At 41.4% G+C, this 26,561-nt stretch carries 22 protein-coding genes and 1 pseudogene; 5 read left to right on the top strand and 18 right to left on the bottom strand.

Features of this window, described 5'->3' with window-relative positions:
• The 15 genes from DWW86_RS12915 to DWW86_RS12850 form a co-directional block, all read right to left on the bottom strand.
• On the bottom strand, positions 1–4,270 hold a 4,270-nt coding region (locus DWW86_RS12915), incomplete at its 3' end, for a SpaA isopeptide-forming pilin-related protein (RefSeq protein WP_181985359.1).
• A 220-nt stretch (positions 4,271–4,490) separates the two neighbouring features.
• Positions 4,491–5,468: a PD-(D/E)XK nuclease family transposase gene (locus DWW86_RS12910; RefSeq protein ID WP_286187725.1), complete on the bottom strand. Its 978-nt coding sequence runs from the start codon at positions 5,466–5,468 to the stop codon at positions 4,491–4,493.
• Positions 5,469–5,781: 313 nt separating this feature from the next.
• The gene (locus DWW86_RS12905; protein ID WP_181985358.1) at positions 5,782–6,105 is read right to left on the bottom strand and encodes an LPXTG cell wall anchor domain-containing protein; all 324 of its coding nucleotides are present in this window, start codon (positions 6,103–6,105) and stop codon (positions 5,782–5,784) included.
• A gap of 29 nt (positions 6,106–6,134) precedes the next feature.
• On the bottom strand, positions 6,135–7,508 hold the full coding sequence (locus tag DWW86_RS12900) for a sodium-dependent transporter (protein WP_072522331.1): 1,374 nt from the start codon (positions 7,506–7,508) through the stop codon (positions 6,135–6,137).
• A 20-nt stretch (positions 7,509–7,528) separates the two neighbouring features.
• Positions 7,529–8,653, bottom strand: a complete 1,125-nt coding sequence (locus tag DWW86_RS12895) for a DUF362 domain-containing protein (protein ID WP_015541635.1) — start codon at positions 8,651–8,653, stop codon at positions 7,529–7,531.
• A gap of 75 nt (positions 8,654–8,728) precedes the next feature.
• Positions 8,729–9,601 (bottom strand): DegV family protein, encoded by an 873-nt coding sequence (locus tag DWW86_RS12890; RefSeq protein WP_117943585.1) that lies wholly within the window; start codon positions 9,599–9,601, stop codon positions 8,729–8,731.
• A gap of 39 nt (positions 9,602–9,640) precedes the next feature.
• Complete coding sequence (locus DWW86_RS12885; protein WP_072522334.1) at positions 9,641–10,174, bottom strand: TetR/AcrR family transcriptional regulator; 534 nt, start codon at positions 10,172–10,174, stop codon at positions 9,641–9,643.
• Positions 10,175–10,398: 224 nt separating this feature from the next.
• On the bottom strand, positions 10,399–10,755 hold the full coding sequence (locus tag DWW86_RS17420; protein ID WP_286187722.1) for a hypothetical protein: 357 nt from the start codon (positions 10,753–10,755) through the stop codon (positions 10,399–10,401).
• Positions 10,756–10,905: 150 nt separating this feature from the next.
• Positions 10,906–11,340, bottom strand: a complete 435-nt coding sequence (locus DWW86_RS17415; RefSeq protein WP_286187721.1) for a hypothetical protein — start codon at positions 11,338–11,340, stop codon at positions 10,906–10,908.
• 750 nt (positions 11,341–12,090) lie between these two features.
• Positions 12,091–12,915 (bottom strand): carbon-nitrogen hydrolase family protein, encoded by an 825-nt coding sequence (locus DWW86_RS12875; RefSeq protein WP_117943583.1) that lies wholly within the window; start codon positions 12,913–12,915, stop codon positions 12,091–12,093.
• A gap of 32 nt (positions 12,916–12,947) precedes the next feature.
• A complete protein-coding gene (locus tag DWW86_RS12870; protein ID WP_117943581.1) occupies positions 12,948–13,946 on the bottom strand; it encodes an asparaginase in 999 nt (332 codons plus the stop codon).
• Positions 13,947–13,986: 40 nt separating this feature from the next.
• On the bottom strand, positions 13,987–14,358 hold the full coding sequence (locus DWW86_RS12865; RefSeq protein WP_015541628.1) for a VOC family protein: 372 nt from the start codon (positions 14,356–14,358) through the stop codon (positions 13,987–13,989).
• A gap of 284 nt (positions 14,359–14,642) precedes the next feature.
• Positions 14,643–17,807 (bottom strand): Ig-like domain-containing protein, encoded by a 3,165-nt coding sequence (locus DWW86_RS12860; RefSeq protein ID WP_117943579.1) that lies wholly within the window; start codon positions 17,805–17,807, stop codon positions 14,643–14,645.
• Positions 17,808–17,934: 127 nt separating this feature from the next.
• Positions 17,935–18,267, bottom strand: coding sequence for a branched-chain amino acid transporter permease (locus DWW86_RS12855; protein ID WP_181985357.1), 333 nt, complete (start codon positions 18,265–18,267; stop codon positions 17,935–17,937).
• Complete coding sequence (locus DWW86_RS12850) at positions 18,264–18,965, bottom strand: AzlC family ABC transporter permease (protein ID WP_072522340.1); 702 nt, start codon at positions 18,963–18,965, stop codon at positions 18,264–18,266. Before DWW86_RS12850 ends, DWW86_RS12855 begins: the two co-directional genes overlap by 4 nt.
• A gap of 101 nt (positions 18,966–19,066) precedes the next feature.
• Between DWW86_RS12850 and DWW86_RS12845 the strand changes: the two genes are divergently transcribed.
• Genes DWW86_RS12845 through DWW86_RS12835 form a run of 3 tightly spaced genes read left to right on the top strand, consistent with a single transcriptional unit; the run spans position 19,067 to position 20,926 of the window.
• Positions 19,067–19,384, top strand: coding sequence for a PadR family transcriptional regulator (locus DWW86_RS12845; protein ID WP_072522341.1), 318 nt, complete (start codon positions 19,067–19,069; stop codon positions 19,382–19,384).
• Between the two features lie 14 nt (positions 19,385–19,398).
• Positions 19,399–19,998 (top strand): DUF1700 domain-containing protein, encoded by a 600-nt coding sequence (locus DWW86_RS12840; protein WP_072523404.1) that lies wholly within the window; start codon positions 19,399–19,401, stop codon positions 19,996–19,998.
• Positions 19,982–20,926 carry a DUF4097 family beta strand repeat-containing protein gene (locus tag DWW86_RS12835; protein WP_072522342.1) on the top strand — a complete coding sequence of 315 codons (945 nt, stop codon included), beginning with the start codon at positions 19,982–19,984 and terminating at the stop codon, positions 20,924–20,926. The genes DWW86_RS12840 and DWW86_RS12835 overlap by 17 nt, the downstream gene beginning before the upstream one ends.
• Before the next feature lie 82 nt (positions 20,927–21,008).
• Here DWW86_RS12835 and DWW86_RS12830 read toward each other — a convergent pair whose 3' ends face one another.
• Both DWW86_RS12830 and DWW86_RS12825 read right to left on the bottom strand, forming a co-directional pair.
• Complete coding sequence (locus DWW86_RS12830) at positions 21,009–21,356, bottom strand: Hpt domain-containing protein (RefSeq protein ID WP_072522343.1); 348 nt, start codon at positions 21,354–21,356, stop codon at positions 21,009–21,011.
• A 39-nt stretch (positions 21,357–21,395) separates the two neighbouring features.
• Complete coding sequence (locus DWW86_RS12825; RefSeq protein ID WP_117943577.1) at positions 21,396–23,528, bottom strand: diguanylate cyclase; 2,133 nt, start codon at positions 23,526–23,528, stop codon at positions 21,396–21,398.
• 254 nt (positions 23,529–23,782) lie between these two features.
• On the opposite strand from DWW86_RS12825, the gene DWW86_RS12820 reads away from it, so the two are divergent.
• Positions 23,783–24,169 carry a DUF6483 family protein gene (locus DWW86_RS12820; RefSeq protein ID WP_117943575.1) on the top strand — a complete coding sequence of 129 codons (387 nt, stop codon included), beginning with the start codon at positions 23,783–23,785 and terminating at the stop codon, positions 24,167–24,169.
• A 17-nt stretch (positions 24,170–24,186) separates the two neighbouring features.
• Positions 24,187–25,347, top strand: coding sequence for a DUF4317 domain-containing protein (locus DWW86_RS12815; protein ID WP_117943573.1), 1,161 nt, complete (start codon positions 24,187–24,189; stop codon positions 25,345–25,347).
• Between the two features lie 78 nt (positions 25,348–25,425).
• Here DWW86_RS12815 and DWW86_RS17685 read toward each other — a convergent pair.
• A pseudogene (locus DWW86_RS17685) lies at positions 25,426–25,674 on the bottom strand (FKBP-type peptidyl-prolyl cis-trans isomerase); the annotation flags it as partial.
• Between the last annotated feature and the right edge of the window lie 887 nt (positions 25,675–26,561).

Here is a 26,561-nt window from a genome sequence, read left to right as displayed (position 1 = left end):
CGGTTTCCCACTGCTCTACTACTTCTTCAGCTTCTCCTTTTTTCTTCGTGATCTGGAGCATTGCCCCTGCAAGTCCCTTGTTATTCTTGTTGTCTACTTTGCTGATCTCGATGTCTTTTTCTATCAGGGCATCTTTCATGGTGACTTTTTTTCCATTCACTGCCCCGGCAGTTGTGCTTGTCACTGTTCCGTCAAGTGCAACTGTGAACGTGATAGACTTTGCTGTATCATATCCTGTCGGCGCTTTCACCTCTCTCAGGGTATATGTTCCGGCTACAAGTTTCACTTTATGCGGTTTTACTGTTCCGTCTTCGTTCTTGTCTTCCGCTTCTTTTCCTGATGTCCAGCTTGCTACAACTTCTCCGTTTTCATCGGTGCCTTTCGTGATCTTGAGTTCTGCTCCCGCAAGTTCTTCATTTCCTGTCAGGCTTACCTTGCTGATCTCGATGTCAATTGGTTTATTCTTTATTGTAAGTTCGCCACCGTTTTCGCAGTATGTGACATTCGGATCATTCGCTGCCAGTTCCTGTGAAAAAGTAAATTCATGTGGTGTAGTATCCAGAATATATCCATCCGGAGCTTTCGTCTCTATCAGACGATATTTATAATCTTTCCAGAGAACCCATCCCCGGTCACCTTCATGCCCCTGGAGGACAGCCTTTCCATTCTCCTCTGTTGTGATCGTTACAGGCTTTCCGTTTCTCTCACGAACCGGTATATACTCACCATTTTCATATATTTCAAGACTGAACTTAGCTCCTGAAAGTAATTTAATATCGTTGCCATCTTCAACCTTGTAGATTGTAAGATGCAGATTACTGTAGCCTCCGCTTCCCTGAGAAGATACATTTGCTTTCTTACTGACACTTTGAGAATAACCATATACTGTTACTTCATTTACATGGTCTACATTTCCACTTCCTGTCCACTTTGCTTTATATGTTATCTCGACTTCTGTAGCATTTGGAACTGTGAAGTCAATTCCATCATTTTTAAATACAGCAGTAACTTTATCTTTATTGCTTTCCGGTACGGTCTTAATCTTAACATCATCACGCTTAATTGCAGTCATATTCGTCATTTTGTCTTCTACAACAAGCGTATCTGATTTTCCATACTGTTTCTTTCCCGGATTGATTATAAGCTTGTATTCCGCAATATATTTATCAGCTGCAATCGTTGCTTCATTCGACAACTCCTTTTTAATAATTCCCGGAGTTCCTACTACCTTTGTATCTACTGTCGCTGATTCTCCGCGGAATGTTGCTTTGTTCTGTACAGTTCCGCCTTCACTGGAGGTTTCAATTGATTCCAGATCCTTTACGTTCAGATAATATATCAGCTTATAATACTTATAATTGTTTTCCCCGTTCCTGGTGAAATCAGAAATAACAAATTTCCGGCCGTCATCTGTTTTCTCAGGGTCTACTGTCGCTTTGCTGTCAGTTGTATAATTTTTCCCGTCATTACTGTATTTTACTTCAAGTTTTTTTGTTGAATCCAACTCTAACTGGCTTGTATTAAATTCGTCCGTAATTTCAATCTTATCGCCTTCAACACCTGAGACGGCAATTTCATACCTGATCTGTTTTGCATTCTTGTCTGCATCTCTCGAGGATACGGTAGCTTTCTTGCTGATCTCAGGATTATTTTCATACAGCTCTACAGAAGCATATATATCATTACTATACTGATTTCTGGCAGTTACTCCGACTCTATTTGTATGCGTGTTATTTACTGACGCTGAACTGTTCTTTAACCATGTCTCATTCGGTATTGTTAAATAAGTAAATTTAATCACCCTGTTTTTATCAGACACACCTAAGTTCGTAAAATTGACAGTAATCTTATTGTTTGCAATATCGTAGACAAGGTTATATGCCGTATCTTCTTCGAGTATTGTTGGAGCTGATCCGTCAACAGTTTCCGTAATCTCCGCAGATCTATCGACATAGGCATCCGCATACGTCTTACTATCGATTTTTGTTGAAGGAAGCCAGTCTTCTATTTTGCATCCTGTATACTCCTTGCCTGCCGGAATATTAAATGTTACATTCCACTGAATCTGTTTCTCTCCACTTTCCTGATCTGTAACAATGCTGCCATATTTCTGTACTGAAAGCATTCCGTCAAGAGGATATATACGTGGTCTGGAGGTTGCACTTCCGCCAGTGTCATAGGAAACAGTATTGGTAATCGTTGCGCCTGTAATTTCATGATTTTTACCCTGAAATGTATAGGTAATTATATATTTATATTTTCCCCTGTGCTCGGATGGAATCCGATAGATCCAGGTATAATCTTTGGCTTCAGGGCTGATGATATTTTCCCAGGGAACCTCTACTGAATCAACAGGAGTCGTGTTTCCGGAACTGTATCTGGTTACGGTGATTCCAGTTCCTGAATATTCACCGAATCTGCGTGCAGCAGACGGAATTACATCCGTAATTGTTTTTCCCGAAATATCGTAACGGTAATCACTGTTTAATGTAATTGTATATGTAATTTTATTATTTGCATTAACTGCTGCTGTTTTTGCTATTGCAGGTTTATACTCAACATCTGCATTTACTGACACATTTTCTACATCTGTACGGTTTACACCTACTGTATTAAGTGTATTTGCCTTTTGAATATCAGTTGATACAGATGCCACCTTGTCATAATCAACCTGTACTGTGTATGTAATTGTTATGACTTCTCCATGTGTCATGGACGGAATCGTAACTGTCATAACTCTGCCATTGACAGATTTTGTAACTTCGCTGAGATTATTGTTTTTATTGGATGTAATCGTCACATCATCAGCACTGTACATCTTGAGCCAGCTGCCGCTGAGCGTATCTGTAACAATTACATCTTCACTGATTCCTGTGGAAGTCACTGTTACAGTATAAGCAACTGTTCCATTGTCAGAATTATATTCTGCGGTTTTATCAAGAGCCAGACCATTCGTACTGTCTACATATACTTTAACTGTTTTTGTATTTCCAAAAACAATCTGCTCCATATTTCTCTGGAACTGTACGTTAAATTCAAGGTCAAAGAAAGCATCTCCTGCTCCTTTGAATTCATTGTATTTATCGCCGCCGTTTATGTTGATCTGTACTTCTATCTGATTTGAACCGGCATGATAACTGAATGTGTTTCCTTCTAAATCACCAATTTTAAACTGCGTTGGTGCAATATCGTCTGGAATTGTAATTCCCGCCGGCAAAGTGTAATATAATTTTCCATCTTCATTATTGGCATACTGCAGGTCTTTGTTTTCCTGAAATGACAGCTTCAGTTTATAGTCTGTCTCAGGTCTCAGCTGATATACTCCGTTTTCCTGCGGTATATCATTGCCATTGCTCTCCTTAAGAGATATGTTGGTTACAAATCTATTCAGGTCTGTTGTCTGTTCAGCTTCTGTTGTCTGTACCGCATCCCCATTTGTTGCTTTTATAAATACAAATGGGGAAAAACCATCTGTGCTGATATTTGCTGCTGTAACTGCTCCGTTGCTGTCCTGAGTCGCTGTTCCGGCAGATACTGCCTGACCGTTTACTACATGAAGTACATAAACCTGTGATGGTACATCTATATCTGCTGTCTGACTCAGTATCGGACTGCTGAAACTCAGATTCACATCTGCATGCTGTGATACAGAAATTTCCTGTCCGTTTTCCTCAAAATGCATGTCATATGCAACGGCATCCAAAACGGTAAGATTGTTTGCCTCAACCCACTGTGTTATTGCAGCTTCTGCATTATTTGTAAAATAATCTGATTCTACACTGTACTGATTTGCAACAAAAATCGCCTTGTCGGAAATCGGCTGTGACAGGCTGACATTTGCAGTCGCATTATCTACAGCTCCACTGAATTCTGTTGTAGTTGTAGCTTCCACCGGAGTTTCTGTGATGCTTGGCTTTGCAGTATCATCTTCTGCATCTGCTTTCGCTGCCTCGGTTGGTGTAGCAGTTATTTCCGCTTCTTCCGTTGCTGCCGGAGTCACTGTAACCACAGCATCTTCTTTTTCTTCAGGCTGTTCGTCTGATGACGTTTGCTCATCTTTGTTTTCCGGTTCCGGAGTTACTGTCTCCTGAACCTTTTCCTCAGGTGTCTCCCAGGTCTTTTCCTCCGTTGATGTTTCTTCCTGATTTTGAACATTATGGATGTCTGCTGACTGTTCATCTGCCAGAATTGTGACACTGCTCTGCTGAACAACCATCAATGCAACGAGAAGAAATGCTAAAACACGTTTGCTTTTTTCAAATCTTTTCATTATTTATTTTATCCTCCTGTATAATCTCTATAAACAACAAGGGATAAGAATCAGCTCATCTTATCCCCCTTATATCTCTTATTATAATAGATATCTGCAAGAAAAAAAATAGAAATTAATGAAAGTTTTTTGCAATATCATGTCATTTTTGTCAAAAAAACATGTATTATGCCTTCTGATTCAGTCTGGCTCAGTACTTTTCTTATCCTGACGGGAGCGGTTATTTCTCCTTTAACTGTTTTTGTAAGAATGCTATTTGATCCTGTAGCTTATCTATTTCATTTTCCTGTGCTTCTATTTTATTTTTCTGTGTTTTTATCTGTATATTTTGCTCGTCTATTGTTTCCTGCATTTCATCTACCATATATTTTACTGTGTTTCGGTCAAGTATTTTTAATTCCTCTGAAAATATTCCCATGACATCCTCCACATTCCGGCACATATTGTACACATGTTCATACATGGCTTTGAATTCGGGATATTCCGTGATCAGCCTGATGATCTGCTCCGGTTCATCTGTACTCAGGAAAGTAAGCCATGCGTCCAATTTGTTCTCTATACCTTTATATTGTACATTTTTGCGGAAGATGTCAAGTGGTATAAAAATATAGTTTTGCAAAAGATTCATTTTTATTCCCGTGTCTGATTCCTGCTGAAACATATGTACATACTTATTAGAAAACTCTCTGAACATTTTCGGGCTTCTGTCCATCAAGATGATCGTAAAAACTCCCTTTACATCTTTATATGTGAAATGTTCCTTTTTCTGGCTGCGCGCCATTTTGTATTGACGTAACAGCAAATCAGAGGAATAGCAGGCGCTTCGCTCGCCGGGAAATGCATAACCGATTTTCTGCACTTCCACATTGCAATAAGTGCCATCTTCAAACCGCACCAGTATGTCCATGATCAGTAATGACTGCTCATCTGCGATCCGGCTCGAGTCTCCCGGCAGTACATCGACGATTTTTACCTTTCTCTGAAGTAAAACACTCAGGAAATCTTCCAGTCTCTCTGGTACTGTTTCCGGATTCATGATCTCCTTGAAAAAAGAATCATACAGGATTTTTACTCCGCGAACTCCTGTACAGAAATCAAGAAACTCCTGCCTTTCCGATTCTCTCCAGCTGTAAAATTTCTCTGTAAATTTTATGTTGTCCTGTATCTCTTTTAAAATCTCCTCCCGGCTCCTTATCATTGGAAAATAGTCTCTCAGCTTTGATGTCATAGGCAGTTCTCGCTTTCTTTCGATCTTTAATGGGATTTTGTTTCTGAATTGAATTTGTAGAATGCTCAAATGAGCATATAAGATTTAAGATAAAGACAGTGTAGCATGTTGTTTTCCCTGATTGCAAGAAAAATCGCTCGACATTTTATCAGCTATTATGACATGACCTGCATCGGCAGTGCTTTCCCTGGCTCTCTTCCGATGCTTTTTTACATATTTACAGAAAAATCCGCCAGAATGGTTTCCCATCCTGACGGACTTTGTAGTTACTTATTGTTTCTTATTATTTTTTGCGACGTTTGAGGTAAATTCCTCCACCAATCACTACAATTGCAGCAATAAGAAGAATTACGAAAATTCCAATCGGTGTGTTATCACCTGTTTTTACTGCTTTTGTGGATGTTGCGTTAGATGAGGTTGTGGTTGTTTTATCTTTGTCCTTGTCTTTATTCTTATCTTTGTCTTCATCCTGTTCCTGATTGGTAATGGTTACTTTTGCGGAAGTATTGCTCTCATCAAATGTAACTTCCTCATTCTCCAGCGATACATCATAAAAGAACACCTTGTGTGAAAGAATAAACGAAAAATCTACGAAACTCTCTTTCAACAAGATGTTCTTTTATATTTATATCTGTTTTACATGGAAATCCATCCAAATGCGTTCGCCACGGAACTCAAAAGAATGATTGCCGCAAAGATCGGGCAGAGATACCGGATCATGAAGTTAAAAATTCTTTTTCTCTTGAATGTGCCTTCGCCACGCAGAACTTCTTCCTCAATCTTCTTCACACCGATCACTCTGGAGATCAGAAGACAGGTCGCAAATGCCGCGATCGGCATCATCACAGAGTTGGTCAGGAAGTCAAAGAAATCAAGGAACTGCATTCCGATGATCTTTACACAGGCAAGCGGTCCGTATCCCAGAGAAGAAAGACTTCCGAGAACAAGCATGATCGCACCGACTACCAGTGTGGACTTCTGTCTGCACCATTTCAACTCATCCTGAAAGGTTGATACTGCACTTTCTGTCAGGGCAATCGAACTTGTCAGTGCCGCACAGAGTACCAGCACAAAGAATAAAATTCCAATCGGGGTTCCCAGTCCCATGCTTGCAAAGACTTTCGGAATCGTGATAAACATCAGGGACGGTCCTGCCTGCAACGTATCCGGATCTCCGCCTGAGAATGCAAATACTGCCGGAATAATCATCAGACCTGCCATAATTGCGATTGCTGTATCAAAGATTTCTACGTTTATTGTGGAACCTTCGATGGATACGTCTTTTTTCATATAGGAACCAAATGTTACCAGAATACCCATTGCGATTGAAAGTGAATAGAACATCTGTCCCATTGCTGCCACAACGGTCATCCATGAGAAATTCTCAATATTCGGTATCAGGAAATATTTTACACCTTTCAGTGCTCCCGGTCTTGTCACAGAATAAACTGCGATCAGAATGGACAGAAATACCAGAATCGGCATCATAAATTTCGAAACACGCTCAACACCGTTACGTACTCCTGCGTAAATGATTGCTACTGTGAATAATGCAAAAAGCAAAAAACAGATTTCCGTAGATACTCCGTTGGAAATAAATTCTGAGAAATATCCGTCTGTCGCAAGCTTCTGGCTGTTGCCCTTTATGTATTCAATCAGGTATTTGATTACCCAGCCGCCGATTACTGAGTAATACGGCACGATCAGAATCGGAATGATCGCGTTGATCCAGCCGCCGAATGACAGCCATTTAGATTTACCGAATTTGGCAAAAGCACCGACCGGACTTTTCTTCGTCATTCGTCCAAGCGCTGTCTCCGCCACGATCATTGAATAACCAAATGTCAGTGCCAGAATAATGTAGATCAGTAAAAAAATACCGCCTCCGTATTTTGCCGCCAGGTACGGGAATCTCCAGATATTTCCCAGACCGACGGAAGCTCCGGCTGCGGATAGTACAAATCCAAGTTTGCCGGAAAACGTGCTTCTCTCATGATGATGTTTTTCCATAAATCAGCCCTCTCCTGTGATTATTTGATTCTCTTTAATTCGTATTCTCTGGTTCCAAGTCCGACTTTTTCTGCCTGGTCAAGAGTTGCTTTCCATTCGATGTTTGGATTGGAATCTTTGAAATGGTCATGGTGACAATGCCATCCAGGCTCTGCCAGATGTTCTCCGAGCTGACTGTCTGCAATCGGTGTTGCTTTCAAGCAGGCATCTGCACATGCCTGATCCAGTGCAACCGGGTCAAAACTTGCAAACATTCCTATATCCGGAAGAATTGGTGCATCATTCTCTCCATGGCAGTCGCAGTTCGGGCTGATATCCTGAACCAGTGCAATATGGAAATGCGGACGGCCATGACAGACTGCCTGTGCATATTCTGCCATCTTACGGTCAAGGAGTTCGTTTGCACTGCTGTTTGGATTGTATACTGCATCAAAACTGCAGGCGCCGATACAACGGCCGCAGCCTTTGCATTTATCATAATCGATCACTGCTTTTTTGTTTACATATGTAATCGCATCACTGCCGCATTCTTTTGCACAGCGACGGCAGCCACGACAGACTTCTTCGTTGATCGCCGGTTTTCCGCTTGAATGCTGCTGCATCTTTCCTGCACGGCTTCCGCAGCCCATACCGATGTTTTTAAGTGCACCGCCGAATCCGGTAGCTTCATGTCCTTTAAAATGAGTCAGACTGATAAAAATGTCTGCATCCATGATCGCATGTCCGATAAATGCGGTCTTACAATATTCTCCATTTACAACAGGGACTTCTACTTCATCAGTTCCGCGGAGTCCGTCGCCAATGATAATCTGACAGCCTGTCGTAATTGTATTAAATCCATTCAGATTTGCACAGTCCAGATGTTCCAGTGCATTTTTTCTGCTTCCCGGATACAGTGTATTGCAGTCTGTCAGAAACGGCATACCACCCTGCTCTTTACACAGATCTGCTACTACTCTGGCATAGTTCGGACGAAGGAACGCCATATTTCCCAGCTCGCCAAAATGCATTTTGATCGCTACAAATTTTCCGTCCATGTCAATATCTTTGATGCCGGCTGCGATACAGAGTTTTTTCAGTTTGTCAAGCTGGCTGGTTCCGACCGGGCAGCGGAAATCTGTAAAATAAACTGTAGATTTTTCCATTTTAATTCCTCCTGAGAGTTTTATATGTTTATAAAAGATTATCTCTTTTATACTTCATAAAGTCAAGAGGTGCTTTTATATCGGCTTGCAGGTACATCCGATTCCGAGGCCATCCGGACCGATATGGCAGGACAGGCCGAAGGAAAGCTTGTCGCACATAACTTCCATTCCCGGAAAACTTTCCCGGATCTGGTTTACCCATTCTTCTGTCACTTCATCGTTACTGCTGGATGCCGCCATCAGGTATACTTCTCCTGCTGCATATTCTTTTGCAAAATTTGTCTCCAATTCTTCCTTCATTGCATCGATCATGACCTTACGTGACTTTTTCAGTCCGCGGCATTTCTGGTAGGTATCAAGTTTTCCTGTACTGAAATGCATGACAGGTTTGATATTCAGGACATTTGCCGCCAGTGCGGTTACGGAACTGATTCTTCCGCCTTTTTTCAGGTATTCCAGTGTGCTGAGACCGATGTAGATGGTCATTTTTTCTCTGGTTTCCTCCAAAATCTTCTTGATCTCGGCTGCGCTGTATCCTTTTTCCACCATCTCTACTGCGTCAAGGACAGAACGGTGCATTGGTGTCGCCACACGGCCATTATCAACGACAAATACCTTTCCGGCAAATGCATCATCATTTGCCATTGCCGCTGCTGCCATACAGGAACCGCTCAATGCACTGCTGAGAGGAATATAGACGATTTCCTCGTATTCTTTCAGCATTTCTTTCCACATATCGATAACTTCCGCCGGAGACGGCTGTGAAGTAGACACATCCACGCCCTTTCGAAGCATATCATAAAATTCATCCCGGGATAAATCTACTCCTTCACGATAAAGTTTCTCTCCGATATAAAAAGGCATCGGAAGAACTCTGATACCGAGTCGCTCTGCTTCTTCCGGCAAGATTCCGCTGTGACTGTCTGTCATGATTCCTGTTTTTTTCATATTGTTTCTGCTCCTTTGTATTTCCACTGTTCAAACTTCTTATAATGACTTGATGATCGGCATTACATAATCGATCATTTCTTCCGGTGTTTCTTTCATTTCATCCATGATCCAGCGTCTGGAAACACCATCCAGTACGCAGAGTTTTACAACCCATCCATATTTCTCTGCCATATTCGGGTCTGCGGACTCGACGGCTTTACGTTTTTCATGGATTTTTTCTCCGAGGCGTTTCGTAAAAAGATCCATATTCAGTCCGCGGATTGCCCACATTTCTTTATAATTCAATGATATCTGGTAGAAATAATTAAACAGATACTCCCGTATTTTACGCTCATCTGTCGTATCCAGCATCGGCAGAAATTCAATATTCAACTTCTCTGCAGTCGCATCTGCGATACTGTCCAATACCTCTGAAATGGATGCGAAATTTCTGTAAAAAGAAACCCTCGCCACTTTCGCTTCCTGCACAATATCTGTCACAGTGATATCCAGATAGGATTTCTGTGTCATGAGACGGAGCAAAGCCTGCTCTATCTCACTTTTTGCGGAATGATTTTCTTTTTTGTTCATGATCTACCTTTCCCTGAACTTAACAGCCGGTTATTTATATAGTTATATAATTTCTATAATCGTATATTCTGCTTCATATATGTTACATTTTGTTTCATTAAAGAATTGTATTGTATCACCAAGTAACGGGACTGTCAATAAATTGGTAATTTTTTCTTTCGCTCAGATAAAAAAAATCAGGAAAATCCTAGCCTGAATTTTCCTGATCTTTATACTTTCTCTTCTCACTTTTTCAACATATTCAGATAGTCATTTCTTTCTTCCATCGGTATCTGAAGCGCATCCATCGCCTGTTCGATACTCCATCCCATACTCTCCATGAGATTTCGTATTGAAGTGATAATTCCTTTCGCAATACCTTTCTGTTCTACACCTTCACTCAGATTACACATCTCCGACACCTCGCTTTCCAACTCCTGCGTCATCTTAATCCCAAAATCTTCCTGTAAGATTTTTTTCTTCTCTTTTGTGCTTCTCTCTGATGATAATAATACTTCCAGAAGCTTTAATATCCCGCTTCTTTCATCATCGGCATCTCCAAGACAAATAATAATGCCTGTCAGTAAATCATAATATTCCACATTATCGCCGAACTCTCCTATCAGACTTTCTTCCTGTATGGAATATTGATTTATCGTATTTTTTCTGTAATTCGGAGGGTTCATGCATATAAAAATGCTGTAAACCTTCTTTATCTTCTCATAATGAGAATTCGTGAATTCTGTGCCATACTATGACGAAACCAAACGACAGCAATAATACAGATTTCGCTTTACTATCGGATATCCCGGATAAAAATCATTCTGTGCTTCAACATTTATAATCAGACTGATTCTCTCTCCTGTACCCGGCACAATGGCTCGAAATCTGATATCATAAGTCACAGTTCCTTCATTAATGGTGCTATCTTCTGTATTTAAACCTCTTATCTGTAGGGAGCCTGCTTCTTCATCCGGATGAACCGCTGCTTCTGAGATTTGTGTCTCGCCTTCTATGTACTTTGAAGCAATCTCCGAAATTTCACTGCCCCTGTACTCTTCCAGACAGCTTTTCATAATCCATGCAAGGATTATCTTATTTGCCAGCAAGTGCTTACATGCATTGTCATATGCTGCCTTTTCTCCTGCGGTAGAAATCATTTGCGACAACGTACTTTCTACCCTCATCCACCACAAGCCTTCCTTTTTGAACATTTTGTTCCATTCATATGATAGCACATAATTATCTGCATGTGTATAAACTTTCTATAAATTGGCAGACATGCAGGAAATCAAAAAAAGCATCGGTTCAGCTGTGCTCTTGCTGTTTCCGATGCCATTTTGTAATAATTTGCCCACTAACTTGCATCGATTTATAATCGACATTAAGAAACCCGATGCTTCTTGACTGGATTTCAACAATAATTGGCATCGAATCCCTGAAAATTGCCATGTCCCGATTCATCCAACCTGTCCGCACCGCACTGTATCTGAAATCTTCCGTAAATAATATCACTCGACCTTTTTCGACAATTATATGGAACTGTATGTGCTATACTTTCCATAATTTAATATATTTACCCAGGTAGCTGGGGGACGTGCTCTTCTCTTAATCCGAGCACCTTACGGAGAAGGTGAAGTTTATGAGCGATTACGAGACATTTATGATTATTTTAACTATTTCTAATCTAATTGTAGCTATACTTACATATGCCCATAAAAAATAGCCGTCCTAATCTTTGGCGAGAATTGACAGCTATTTTTTACTAATCTTATTTCGCCGGATTGGGTGACCAGCACTCACCTTCCAGCTCCCTTGTTAAACATATTATATGCTACTGCTTTATTTTTTTCAATCAATTCTTTAATTGAATTTATACAGGGAGAATCTTTAGTTGCTGTGAACGGAATGAACAGTAACAATCTTTAAACATACACTCACTTCTCTCTCCCATACACATCATTTCTCCGCGCTTTCAGAAGCGGAAGCTGTTCGCGGATTTCATTTTCATAATCGAGATCTGCTTCACAAATCAGAATACCCTCTCTTTCATCGAGCATGCTCCTGACTCTGCCCCATGGATCTGTGAATATGGAATGTCCCCATGAAATGTAGGAATCCGCCGGATTGCGTGCCGGTGCACATCCCAGCATATAAATCTGGTTGTCCAGTGCACGGGCGCGGAAAGAAAGCTCCCAGTGTGCCGGGCCGGTCGTCATATTGAATGCTGCCGGTACGAAGATCATTCTTGCTCCGTCATTTACCATCATGCGTGCAAACTCCGGAAAACGGATGTCAAAACAGATCATCACACCCATCCTGCCAAATTCCGTATCAAATACCGTCCCACTGTTTCCCGCAGTAAGCGTATTGGATTCTTTAAAGCTCTGACCACCTTTTACATCAATATCAAATAGATGTGTCTTTCGGTGCTTACCAATCTGTATTCCATTCCGGTCAAAAATGTAACAGGTATTGTACACGTGGCCTTCGTCGTCTTTTTCCGGAACGGAGCCTGCTACCAGATAAATGTTGTATTCTTTCGCATATGCAGAAAGAGCTTTCCACACAGAACCGCCCTCTTCTTCTGCGTATTCCGGGAATTTTTCCGTCTGGTAAGGACAGCAGAACATCTCGGGTAACACGACAAAGTCAACTTTCTGTGCTTTAATCTGTTCCAGATAATGTCTGACTGCCTTTATATTTTCCATCTTATCTTCTACTGTCGGCATCTGAATCGCCGCTGCACAAAATTTATTCATCCTACATATCCACTTTCAATACTTTACACACGCTATCCAATACATACCTCTCCGACAATGTCCATGGAAAAATATTCTTTCATCTCACGAAGATTGTCGGTCTGCCCAAGTACCCACATAAGCTTCGTCATGGCGGCCTCCGTAGTCATATCATATGCCTGAATCACGCCCTTTTCCAGCGCAACCCGTCCTGTTTCATATACGGACAGATTGCTTCCTTCATAACGACACTGACTTCCGGCAAGCACCAGCATTCCTTTCTCGATAACTTCGCCGACCTTTCCTGTGAAATCATTTTTCAGGAAAGGCATTCCTCCCAGTCCGAATCCCTCAATATAGACAGCTTTATATCCTTTTTCATAATACATATCCAGTATCTCCGGACTGATTCCCGGATAAAGCTTCAGCAGTGCAACCTTGTCTGAATACGCTGTCTGTGGTTTGAAGATTCCTTTTTTCTCTACAAGATTTTTCTCAAAAACGCGCAGTCCCAGTGAACTGATTTCTCCGACATATGGATAATTAATGCTTTCAAACGCATCAAAGCTCATTGTACGGACTTTGGACGCACGGCATCCGAGCATCACCTTACGATTGAATGCAACAAAAACTCCCGGATATCCGCTGGCTGCCATATGGATTCCACACCGACAGTTTTCCAGCGCATCTGCAACCGGATTGGCGATAGAAAGCTGGCTTCCTGTCACAACTACCGGAATCGAAATATTCTGCAGCATAAAAGACAGCATCGCAGACGTATAGGCCAGCGTATCGGTACCATGAATCACCACAATCCCATGATAATCATAACTTCTTCTTGCGATGAGTGTTGCAAGTCTGGTCCAGTCTTCCGGTCCGATATTGGAACTGTCAAGTGAGCAGAAATCCTCTGTTTCCAGCTCCAGATTTTTGGAAACCATACGCAGTTCCTCCAGCATATCGCCACTGCTCATTCCCGGAACAAGCCCCTTGGAGCTCTTTACAGAAGAAAGCGTCCCTCCTGTATTTATGATCAGGATTCTCTTTGGCATACCTGAACCTCCATCATTTGTCATATTTTAACCAACTGTATTATTTCTCCGGCACGATTTCCAGCCAGTATCCGTCCGGATCTGTGATAAAGTAAATGCCCATTGCCGGATTTTCGAAGCAGATGCATCCCATTTCTTCATGTTTCTTATGAGCTGCTTCCATGTCATCTGTCGTAAATGCAAGATGGATCTCGTTATCACCGAGATCATAATGATCCTTTTCCCAGTCTCTCAGCCAGGTCAGTTCAAGTTCAAATCCGGTCTTGCCATCTCCAAGATATGCAAGAATGAAGCTTCCGTCTTCGGCTTCTTTGCGGCGCACTTCTTTAAGTCCAAGTGCTTCTTCATAAAATCTGATTGATTTATCCAAATCCATAACATTGTAGTTATAATGTGCAAACTGAAAACTCATATCATAATTCTCCTGTATAATACTTTTTATTTATCTTCTTTTAATAATGTTTCAAATTTCCTTATCTTTTCTCATTATAACAGATTTTGAATTATTTCTGAAACAAAATTTTCCTAAGAATCACAGTTATCTGTCGACTGTTTTCGACAGCATCGCAGAACTTTATGTACTATGCTTACATAAAAAATAGCCGTCCTAATCTCTGGTAAAGTTCAGGAACGGCTATCTCTATATTAGGCTAAAACTTTATATTTTTTCAATAACAATTTGGAGAAATATTTGTCCTATCTTACGATTACTCTTACATTCTTACGTACACCATTCGGAGCGTAACAATAAATAATGCAGGTACCTTTGTTTCTCGCAGAAATTATTCCTCTGCTGTCTACAGTAGCAACTCTGGAATTAGAACTACTGAAACGGACTGCTGCAATATGGTTCTGAATTTTTCCGGATGAATAAATAACCTTTGTTCTGAGTGCTGTTCTCTTTCCCCGATTCAGAACAACATTTGTTCTGTTCACCTGAAGATTTCTTGCATAAGCATGTTTCTTGCCTGTCGTAGCAATGTGCATACTATAGGTCTGTGCAATTGTCACTTTCTTTTTGTTTATATTTCTGTAAGCAACTACAGAATATCTATAGTAGGTTGCCTTTTTCAGACCAGTATGTGTCCAGCTGTTTACATTTCCTCTGACAGTTCTGAGCAGTCTGTATTTGCTGTTATTACCACATTCTACACCATAAATCATATATCCGTCAGCGTCTTTGACTGTATTCCATCTTAATGTGACAGATTTTTCTTTACTGGTCACACCCAGGAACGGTGTTTTCTGTACCGGAAGAGCTGCTACCGCTGCTTTTTCTTTATGACCACAGGTTTTACATGTTCTTACTTTTTCTCCGGCAATTGCAATCTGTGCTGCTTTTGTAACTTTCCAGCCACTGTAATTATGCGTCGCTGTCTTTACCTTGCCATTACAGATACTGCAAACCTGCCAGTGATTCTTTTTGTCAGATTTCCAGGAATACTTGTGCGCAAATGCAGGAAGTTTGACGGAAGTTTCTGCGATTGACTTTGCATTGCTTCCTGCTCCGATAGCAGTTACGACTACTTTGTATTCTCCACCTTCTTTTGCTACATAAGTTGCTTCTGTCTGTCCATCCAGCACTTCATCATTTTTATACCACTGATAGGTATATGTCGTTGTATCAAGATCATGTGCTGCCTTTGCTGTCAGAGTAATTGCAGAAGACGGGCAGCCGGCTTTTGCAGACTGTTCAATTGTAACTGTTGGTTTATTGAGTGCCCAAACTTCAGTGATCTTCAAATTACCAGTAACCTTCGATGCAGGATCCCATGCCTCACCGGTTTTGGCATTACGCCATGATTTTCTTGTATATCCCGGAATTGTTTCTGCCTGTGGCAGTTCCTCCGCTGCTATAGTTTCTCCATCATCCACGTAAAGAGTACATTTATCCCAGGTGTATTGAGGCGGATCAAATGATGTAAAAGTTCTGAACGAAATTCTGTAACGCATTGTCCAGATCAGATTAGCGCCATCCTGTTTGTATCCGCATGTAGTTGCATACTCTTTTGTAAACTGAGTTTTATTTGCATTTGCCGCTTCTTCACTGCCATAACTTACTGCAACTCTGCCCGCTGTTCCGTATGTAGGTTTCAGCAGAATCGGAGCAGCTGGTGTAAATGCATCTGTTACCACAATCTTCGGACCATACTCTGCGGCATCACCGATTAAAATAGAATCGATATTTGGTGAACCACTGAGATACAGATCTGCATATCCTGTATTTTCATCTGGTTCATCTTCTACAGGATATCCCATTAACATTATTGCATTTTCAGTAGCTTCAGCACCTGTCTGATTTCCTGTAATCTTACCACCGGAAATTATGATTTTTGTACTGTCCGGACTCTGCTGATAACAGTCTGCAAATATACCACCGCCACTGCTGTCTGCTGTATTTCCACAAATCTCGCCAGCTTCCATCTTAAGTTCACAGTTCACATTACTAAATACCTCGAAAAAAATTCCACCACCTCTGAAGCCAGCATCATTGTTTGATATCACAGCTTCATTTTTTAATGTAATATCTGAATCAAATGCAGCGATACCCGCACCACTTCCGTTTGTTGCTTTATTTTCCTCAATAGTCGTATTGCTGATTATAACAGGACTCCTATCGTACACAAAGATACCACCACCGGATATTTCTGCTGTATTTCCTTTTATAGTACCGGCTTCAATTGTAGCAGTACAGTTCTGAATCATATAGATTCCACCGCCCTGACCATACATATCCTTAATATTGTCATCGCATTTTGCAGTATTATTTATAATCTTACAATCACCATTTATTGTCAGTTTGCAATCATTCAGCAGGTAAATACCCCCACCGGCTCCACTAATATTATTTGAAATTGTTCCACCGGATAAGTTAACCTCTGACCCGTCGTATGCAGCAATAGCGCCGCCAAAATACGCTGCACATCCAGTAATCGTTCCACCGGTCATATTAATTACTGATTTACCTGTCGCATGAATTCCACACGTTGAATAGTACATTTTATCCTTTGTTCCGGTGATTGTTCCACCATTCATGTTCAACACAGATCCCTGCTCCAGATTTATCGCTGCCTCGCCTGCAAACGGTCCAATATCCGCGCCATCTTCAATATTCAAAGTTGCTCCCTTACGTACAGAAATCGGATATTGAACATATGAGCACAAGTTACCCTCTGGTGTTGTATTTTTAATCTTTATATTCCTTAATGTAACTTCTGCTGTATCTCTATAGAGATCTATCAAATATCTTAAGTTCGTCGTACCCGGACATATTGTCATGTTTTCCAGCGTAGCTGTCTCATTCGTACCATACTCCAATGGAGAAAGCAGATAAACGATTCCATCCTCCGCCAGCAGTTCTTTCGCCTTATCCAGCGTCTTTACTGCCTGTCCTGCCTCTGCACCGGTTCTGGTATCGTCACCTGATGCCGGGTCAAGGTAAACCGCTTCCAGTGTTCCCTGCTGCACCATCCCGTCATCAAAAACAGCAATTCCATCCTCGCCCGCATATTCTGCGATTCCAAAGTCTTCTACATCCATTTCTTCTGTAGCGATATCAAGTTCCTCTTCGTCCTGTGCATCGTCTACAATGTCGATCTGCTCGGAGTCACCATCTCCCACATCAAAAGTGACATCTTCTTCGCCTGATGCTTCTTCCGGGACTACTTCTGCCTCTGAGTCTTCTTCAATGCCTGGTTCCGTCTCAGCCGGATTCTCAAAGTTTTCTGCATCATCACTGAATGCTGCCTCATAAGAATCCCCCCCCAGTTCCTCTGCCAGTGCCGGAACGCTGCCCATCGTCACGGTCATTGCAGCGCACAGCATCAAAGAAACGGATTTTGCCAACCTTTTTTTCCTCATACATTTACCCTCACTTTCTTTTGTTGGATTGTATTATAGTGGAAAACTATGTGATTTCAGTTTAGCAAAATCCGTTTCTATATGCAACTATCCGAAAGGATAGTTATCCTTATTCTCTCATGCTTTTTCAGCGGAAAACAGTCTGTACAAGTACCATGTACAGCACCGTTCCTCCTCCGATACTGAGAAGCGTATTTTTTTTCCATTTATGGATCAATACGATAAATAAAATTGCAATTGCTTCCGGCAGCCCGTGAGTACTGCTCGCCGGCACATCCTTGAGACAGTAGATCACAAGAAGACCGATCGCCGCATAGGGAAGAACCGTCCCCAGATATTTGACAAACTCCGGTGGATTTTTTCCTTCCGGAAAGATAATAAACGGTATAAAGCGTGTTGCCATTGTTCCGAGAACAACTGCTGCGATCGTAATGATTGCCTGTGTTGTTGTCATTGTCATTTCGCCTCTGCCTCCATCGTTTTCTTGCTGATTTTGCGTTCCGCGGTAAAACAGATGATGATAAATGCCATCGCCGGAACAATGAAGTTACTGCTTCCGAAAACCAGAAGACAGATTACCGAACAGATCAGCCCCACCAGCGCCGGGCGGTGATCCTTCGTCTCTTCCCACTGATTCAGAAACATGACGACAAACAGTGCAGTCATGACAAATTCAATTCCGGTCATATCAAAATGGATCACATATCCAAGTAGTGCGCCTGCAGTAGCCGCAGCTACCCAGTATATCTGATTCAGCAGATTGACAAAAAACATAAACCAGCCACGATCCACATCATCCGGCAGCGTCACCGTGCAGTTAACAGTAAAAGATTCATCGCACATACCGAAGATCAGATAGAATTTCTTCCAACCAGTGTTCTTATATTTGTCCAGCATGGAAAGACCATAAAATAAATGTCTGGCATTAACCATCAGTGCCAGAAAGAATGCTGCGACCGGACTGAAGACCGACAGCAACAGATTCGATGTTACAAATTCCATAGAACCCGCAAAGATAAACATACTCATAAAAAACGGATACCATACGGAGAAACCTTTACTTTGCATCATAAATCCATAGGACATACCCAGAAAAAGAAATCCTATACCTATAGGAATCGTATATGGAAATGCGGCTTTGAATGCTTTTTTCTTCATTTGCAAAATTACTCCTTGACATTTCATATGTATATGTATATATTTTATATATAAAATTTTTATATATAATTATTTTATATATTATTTATGGAGGTGATCGGATGTATTATCCCGTCTCAGCATTACTTATCGAGTTTTTGATTCTGTCTGTGGTCGACACGCAGGACTCCTACGGATACGAAATCAGCCAGACCGTCAAAATCGTCGCCGACATCAAAGAATCAACACTCTATCCCATTTTGAAAAAGCTTGAGAAGAACGCTTATCTGACAACCTACTCTCAGGAATTTCAGGGACGTAAACGCAAGTATTATTCTATCACCGATTCCGGCAGACAACAACTGTTGTATCTGCACGAAGAATGGATTTCTTACAGAGATACCATTGACGGAATTATTGAAGGGAGGATTCGAAATTGACCCGAGAAAAATATATGGCAAAATTGAAAAAATATCTTCGCAAACTTCCCAAACAGGATTACGAAGATGCAATTGAATATTTTAATGAATATTTCAGTGATACAGATGAATCCGGCCAGCAGAAACTGATGGAAGAACTCGGTACTCCGAAACAGGCGGCCGCGGATCTTATGTACAATCTGCTTGACCGGAAAATTCAAGAGCAGGATGCTGCCGATGAAGACAGCAAGAAAAAGCAGGATAAAAAAGGAATCACTTTACTCGCTGTACTTGCGATCCTGTCCACACCTGTGACTGTCCCACTTTTTATTGCAATGCTTGCAGTCCTGCTGGCTGTTGCAATCTGCGTAGTCTGCGTGATCATCTCTGATTTCATCGCTGCCCTCAGTGTGTTACTGATTGGCGGAAAATTATTACTGCGTGGATTAGTTTCTTTCCCATATTCCCTCTCAGGAGCTTTAATGATAACAGGATGCGGCTTACTTGGAATCGGCTGTGCACTCCTTCTGTATATTCTCGGCATCTGTCTCTGCAAATGGATGGGTATGCTTCTGGTCAAACTGGCGCAGTGCCTGGCAAGAAAGAGAGGTAAAAATCATGAAAAAAACAAATAAACGTTTACTGGCTGCCGCTGGTATCTTCTGTGCTGTCGGAATCCTTTTCTTTGGTGTCGGTATCGCATCCGGCGGCAGAAACTACGTAAAAACTGCTGATCTTAATCGCATCAGCGGCACCGCAATGATGGATTCCAGTGACAGTCATGCCATCTTAAGTAAGACAAAAATCGATGCTTTTTCTTCTCTGAATATTGACCTTAAAAATATTGATCTGGACATTAAGGCATCGGATGACGACACTTTCTATATCTCTTATAATATTGAAACAAATGATGGAATGCTTCCGCTTTCTTATCAGGTGCAGAATAACGCATTGAATATTGTAGAGAAAAAAGGTCATGAGTCATATTCCTATATTCACATTGACATTAATTTTCTTCAGGAAATGCTCGGACAGAGTCATGTAATTGAAAACTCCAACAAGGTAACTGTTTATATCCCAAAGAAAACCGACTTGAGTGGTTTTTCCTGCAAAATGGGATATGGTGATATAAGTGTAGAATCTCTGAATGCCCAAAAAGCAGTAATTCAGAATGAAGACGGTGATATTAACATTTCAGACAGCAACTTCAAAAATCTTGAACTCAGTGCCGACCTTGGTGATCTGAAAATCAATGATACTATACTTACTGATGGTCAGATTGAGATGATGGATGGAGACGTAAAAGCAGAAAATATTTCTTTCAGTGGAGAAAATGAATTTACAAGTGACCTTGGTGATATTACACTCAGCATTCCCAAAAAAACTCTTTCCACACTTTCTATAGAGGCAGAAGCAAGTGAAATCAATATCCCGGAAGAACTCGGAAATGTCATGACTGATGAAGATGACAATCAGCTCGTCAGTTCTGAAAATAAGACACAGAATTCCCTGCAAATTAAAAACAAAGACGGCGATATCAAAATCACCGCGTATAAGAAATAATGTCTTCATATATTCAGGCATAAAAACTCCCTGTACTCTGTCTCATCACAGAATACAGGGAGTTATAATTTCCAAATTTCTCTCAGGCAACTTTACGAAGTGCCTCACAGGTTCTGTTATATTCTTTTTCTACTTCCACAAAAAGATCTTCATAGCCATCCATGCTTCCGGCACGGAGCAGTTCGGTCAGATCCTTACTTGACGGATACAGATTGTCAAATCCAAGATTCAGGCAGACACCTTTTAAGGTATGTGCCGCACGGAAAGCGGTCTCTACATCTTTTGAATCTAAAGCATCTTTCAGATTCTGAAAACTTGGATCATCCAGAAATTTCAGTGCAAATTTCTGTACAAGTTTCTCATTTACCAGTCTGCTCAACACAGCATCAAAATCTAATCCTAATTCATCATAGCATTCTCTGATTGTCATAATCCTTCTCCTACTCTAAATATTTTCTCCGCATTTCACTCAGAATCTGGGTTTTGCCCCCCCCCTTGAAAAATCGACAAGTTCATCATTTTCAAAATTGGAATATTCTTTTTCCATGTTTTTTGATACTACATCCATAAAATCTTCTTTTACATTCTCAAACTCTTTGAGTTCTGCCTTCTTTTCCCGTTTCTTAAACGGATTATCTTCCGGTGTGCCGGTCTTCATCTTACGTTTGATTCGATCCTGAATATCAAGCAGACACTCCAGAAGAATCGGGTTAAAACATCCACATTCTCCATTCGTGATCATTTCTATCGCTTTTTCATGTGAATATGCTTTCTTATATACACGTTCACTGACAAGCGCATCATATACATCTGCCAGAGAAACTACCTGTGCAGAGATCGGGATCTCATCACCTTTCAGTCCATCCGGATAGCCCTTACCATCATATCGCTCATGATGCCATCTGCAGATCTGATAAGCGACTTTCATCAGTTCTTCATCCTGATAACTTCCCATGTTTTCAAGAATTGATGCGCCAATAATCGTATGATTCTGCATGATCTTGAACTCTTCATCTGTCAGCTTACCAGGCTTATTGAGGATCTTGTCATCAATACCGATCTTACCGATATCGTGCAATGCCGAAGCTGTCGTGATCAGAAGACGTTCTGACCAGCTGAGATCATATTTATCTGTATGCTGTACCAGACTTTCAAGAAGCATTCCTGTAAATATATTGATATTTAAAACATGACTGCCACTCTCTCCATTACGGAACTCAACTATCTGACTCAGAATACCGACCATCATACGGTTATTCTTTTCTTTCTCATATACCTGATTGGTGATCAGTGCGATCAGTCGTCTTTGTTTCGCATAAAGCTTGATTGTATTATATACTCTCCGGTGTACAACACCTGCATCAAATGGACGGTTGATATAATCTGAAACACCCATTTCATAAGCTCTTCGAACAGTCTCTGTCGAATCTTCACTGGAAATCATAATAACCGGGATATCTTCCAGATAATGGTGACGATTCATATAATTCAGGACACCAAATCCATCCATGCCCGGCATAACAATATCCAGAAGCACAAGTGAAATACCTGTTTCATACTTACGAAGCATATCAATACATGTGTCTCCGCTGTCAGCCTCTATAATATCGTATTCCTCATTTAAAATCTCCGACAGGATCTCCCGGTTCATCTCGGAATCATCCACGACCAGAATCCGGTATTTGTACGCTTTTGATCCGTTATTATTTACACTTTCCTGTTGCTCCTTCAGTTGTTCATCATGTTCGGTGACAACCATGTTTTTACAGGTTTTGGCCTGATACATAAACTGATCTGCCTTACGAATTGCCCTCTCAACCGTGCTTCCGCTGCCGGACAGTACGCCTCCGATACTTACCGATAAACGAAGCTGTGAATATCCCGGTACTTTGGAGGAATGGATCTTTCCCTGTATCTGATTCAGTTTGTCTGCAAATGCCTGTTCCCCGATATCCGGCATAACAAGCAAAAACTCATCCCCTCCCATACGGATCAGCATATCTGTCCGTCGGACGTTATCCTTAATAATACCAACTACCGTTGTAAGTGCAAGGTCACCTGCATCATGGCCGAATGTGTCATTGTAGATCTTGAAGTCATCAAGATCGATCATTGCCACACCGGCAGACATATTAGAATTTCGGATACGCTCTTCGTAATAACGTCTGTTATAAATTCCTGTCAGTGCATCGGTATACAGTTCACGATTGTAACCGGAAAGCTGTTTGATAAGTTCATTCCTTCCATCCTCATCCATGACCGCATCTGCATTCATCTGATTGATGAGTTCCATGACATAAGGTTTCCCGTCAATCTCTACATACTTCGAAATTACCTGATATATATTGGAATCCAGATATTCAAGTTTCAGCTGCTCATTTTTTTTACGAAATGCGTCTCTGGAAGTACAGTTCTTACAGTTGTCTCCCTTCTTCCAAAAAGAATAACATTTACACGGAAATCCCTCTGCATCTGTGACATCCTTTATATTTCCCGTTTCAAGAGTTTCTTCATCGAGCAAACGTACCACGTCAAATACCTTACTCAATTCCTTTATCATCACTTCTGATTCCTGCCGTGTCATCGCAGTACCTTTGTTCATTATTCATATCCTTCCTGTAGCAGACATCTGTCTGCCTATTACAAACTTGCTTCCGTCCATTATGTAATAATATGTATTATAGCATTCTGTGATTTCCGCGTAAAGTTTTATCTTCACAGCAGTGACCGAAAAAGTACATTTCATCTGGAAGAAACTCCTTTTTTGTGGTACTCTAGGTAGGTACATTTACATCGTTACAATTATATGTTTACAATTTATTATTTGAAAATTTTGATGCAGAAGGGAGAATAAAAATGCTTCAGGATGATTATATACTGCGCCAGATCCGTGAAATGGTGCGCGCCGTCATGAAAATGTTATTTCAGGTAAGTGCTTCCGAACTGACTCCGGATGTCATTGAAGATAAAGAAGCAAGACAGACACTGGAAACTCTGACTTCCCTTGCCGATGAAGGCAATATCGATGAGGCTGAAAACAAATTATACGAAATGACCTGTGACGGAGACCGCCAGAATCTGGAGATCGGACTTCTTTTCTATTATGCGCTGAATGGAAAAGATGACGAATTTCTCGAGGCAAATGATTTCAGCCGCGAGGAGATCATGATGGGAATCCAGGATCTCGCAGATCGCTACAACTTAAGCGGAATCGCAGAAGCTTTCCGTACTGAAATTCTGTAAATCAGGAGCGATACATAATGAACAAAAAAGAAATATCCGAAATTAAGAAACAGTTTTCGCCAAACAACTGCGCGATCACACGTATCTGCGGCTGCTATGTTGACGGTGAAAAAAACAAAAAAACCGAACTGAAAGAAGCTTTTCTTTCTCTTTCTGAGGAAGAAATGTTCAAATACTTTGAAATATTCAAGAAAACTCTTTCCGGAACCATCGGCAAGAACCTGATCAACATGGAGTTTCCTCTCGACCAGGAAAAAGAGGGCGGCACACAGGAATTTCTTATGAAACTCCGCGGCAGCAAACTTCAGGACAATGCCATTCTGGAGGAATTTTATGATAAGATCATCGAAAACTATGACTACGGCGAGAACTATTATATTATTCTGATCCATGCCGTTTATGATATCCCGGGCAAATCCTCCGACGGCCAGGAAATGTTTGATGCTTCTGATGAGATCTACGATCATATCCTCTGCAGTATCTGTCCGGTTAACCTTTCCAAAGCGGGACTGTGCTACAATGCTGAAACCAACAACATCGAAGACCGTATCCGTGACTGGATCGTGGAAATGCCGGATCTGGGCTTCCTTTTCCCGGTATTCAATGACCGGAGCACAGATATCCACGGACTTCTGTATTACACAAAAAATGCCGAGCAGCTTCGCAGTACTTTCGTAGATGAAATGTTCGGATGCACGACTCCGCTCTCCGCAGGCGGTCAGAGAGATTCCTTTAATGCGCTCGTAGAAGAAACCCTCGGTGATGACTGTGCTTACGATACCGTTATGAACATCCACGAAAAGCTCAATGAATGGGTGGAATCACAGAAGGATTCTCCGGACCCTGCCGTTCTGACCAAGCCGGAGGTGAAACGTCTCTTCGAAGAATGCGGCGTAGAAGATGAAAAACTCGAAACATTTGACCAGACTTATGAGGCAATTGCAGGCGAAAATGCCTCTCTCATGGCAAACAATATCACCAATACGCGCCGTACAGAGATCAGGACACCGGATGTCGTGATCCATGTCGACCCGGACCGTGCGATGCTGATCGAGACACAGGTCATCGACGGACGCAAATGCATTGTAATCCCGATGGAAGGTGACGTCGAGATCAATGGAATCCATGTTTCCGGTGGAAACGGCGGAAGTTCCGAAGATGATCCGGAAGAATTCTGATCGTATATCGTAAAAGGATGACAGGTTTTCCTGCCATCCTTTTTTTATGTTTATCTTATTTGATTATTCGTAGATTCCGTTAACAGTAACATCAAATACTGCTTCTTTACCTGCAAGATCTGTTGCCTGATAATCATCCGGGAAAGTAACTTTTACTTCTACTTTATCTCCAGGATGTGCACCGATCAGCTGCTCTTCGAAGTTATCAATGTATGAACCGGAACCGATCACCAGATCTGTGCCGTTTCCGTCTGTACTTCCACCGTCAAATGCAACATCATCAATCTTTCCTACATAGTCAATGTTGACTGTATCGCCATCTTTGACTTCAAGGGATGAATCAGTGTCATAGGAAGGTGCTTCTGTAACCTCCGGAGTAGCTGTAGCATCTGCTTCTTCTGTTACCTCCGGTGTCTCAGTAGCGTCTGCTTCTTCTGTTACCTCTGGTGTTTCAGTTACTTCTGCTGTTTCATCTGTAGTGTCTTCTGCTGCTGTCTGAATTGTGAATTTATGATTGTCTGTGACTTTCAGTGTCTTCAGAACTTTCTTCTCAACTTTGATGTCAGCTTCATCCAGCCATTTGTCTGTAGTCTCTGTATACAGCTCATTTTCTCTGGTGGAGATAATAGATTCTTTCTTTGTAGCTGTCGCATCCTCGTCGTTTACTTTGTCAAGTTTGACTACGTAGTAAGCAGAATCTGCCTCAATAACATCCGGACCGACTTCGCCGTCTTTCAGTGTTCGGAGAACCTTCATTACCTCATCCGGATAATTACTGGAAGATGCTGTAGTCTCATCTTCGTCATCAGAATCCTCTTCTGACGCATCTTCATTTGTATCAAAAGAACCGCTCAGTACTGTATAAGAGTCATCTACGGATTTTGCGATCTCGCTGAAATCCCCGTCCGGATCTGCATTCAGTCCGTCAAGAATTTTCTGTGCATCTTCTTTTTTCTGTTTGATCTCATCATCGCTCAGGTCAGATGTACTGATACTTACATAGTTAAAAGAAGACTGCTGTGCTTCCTCATCAGAAACATTCTTGTCTACGTCTGCAATGATCGGATCATGCATTCTGCTCTTATATGTCTCAAGTTCCAGATATGTCTTCACCTGATCTTCTGTAACTGCCAGAGTTTTCAGGGTGTCTTCTGTATTTGCGCTCATAAAGGCTGCTGCCGCATCGGCGATTGCCTTCTCGTCATCTTCTGTGA

The organism is Ruminococcus sp. AF17-22AC, assembly GCF_003460065.1.
Lineage (GTDB): Bacteria > Bacillota > Clostridia > Lachnospirales > Lachnospiraceae > Blautia_A.
This window is presented reverse-complemented; position numbering and strand designations above follow the sequence as displayed.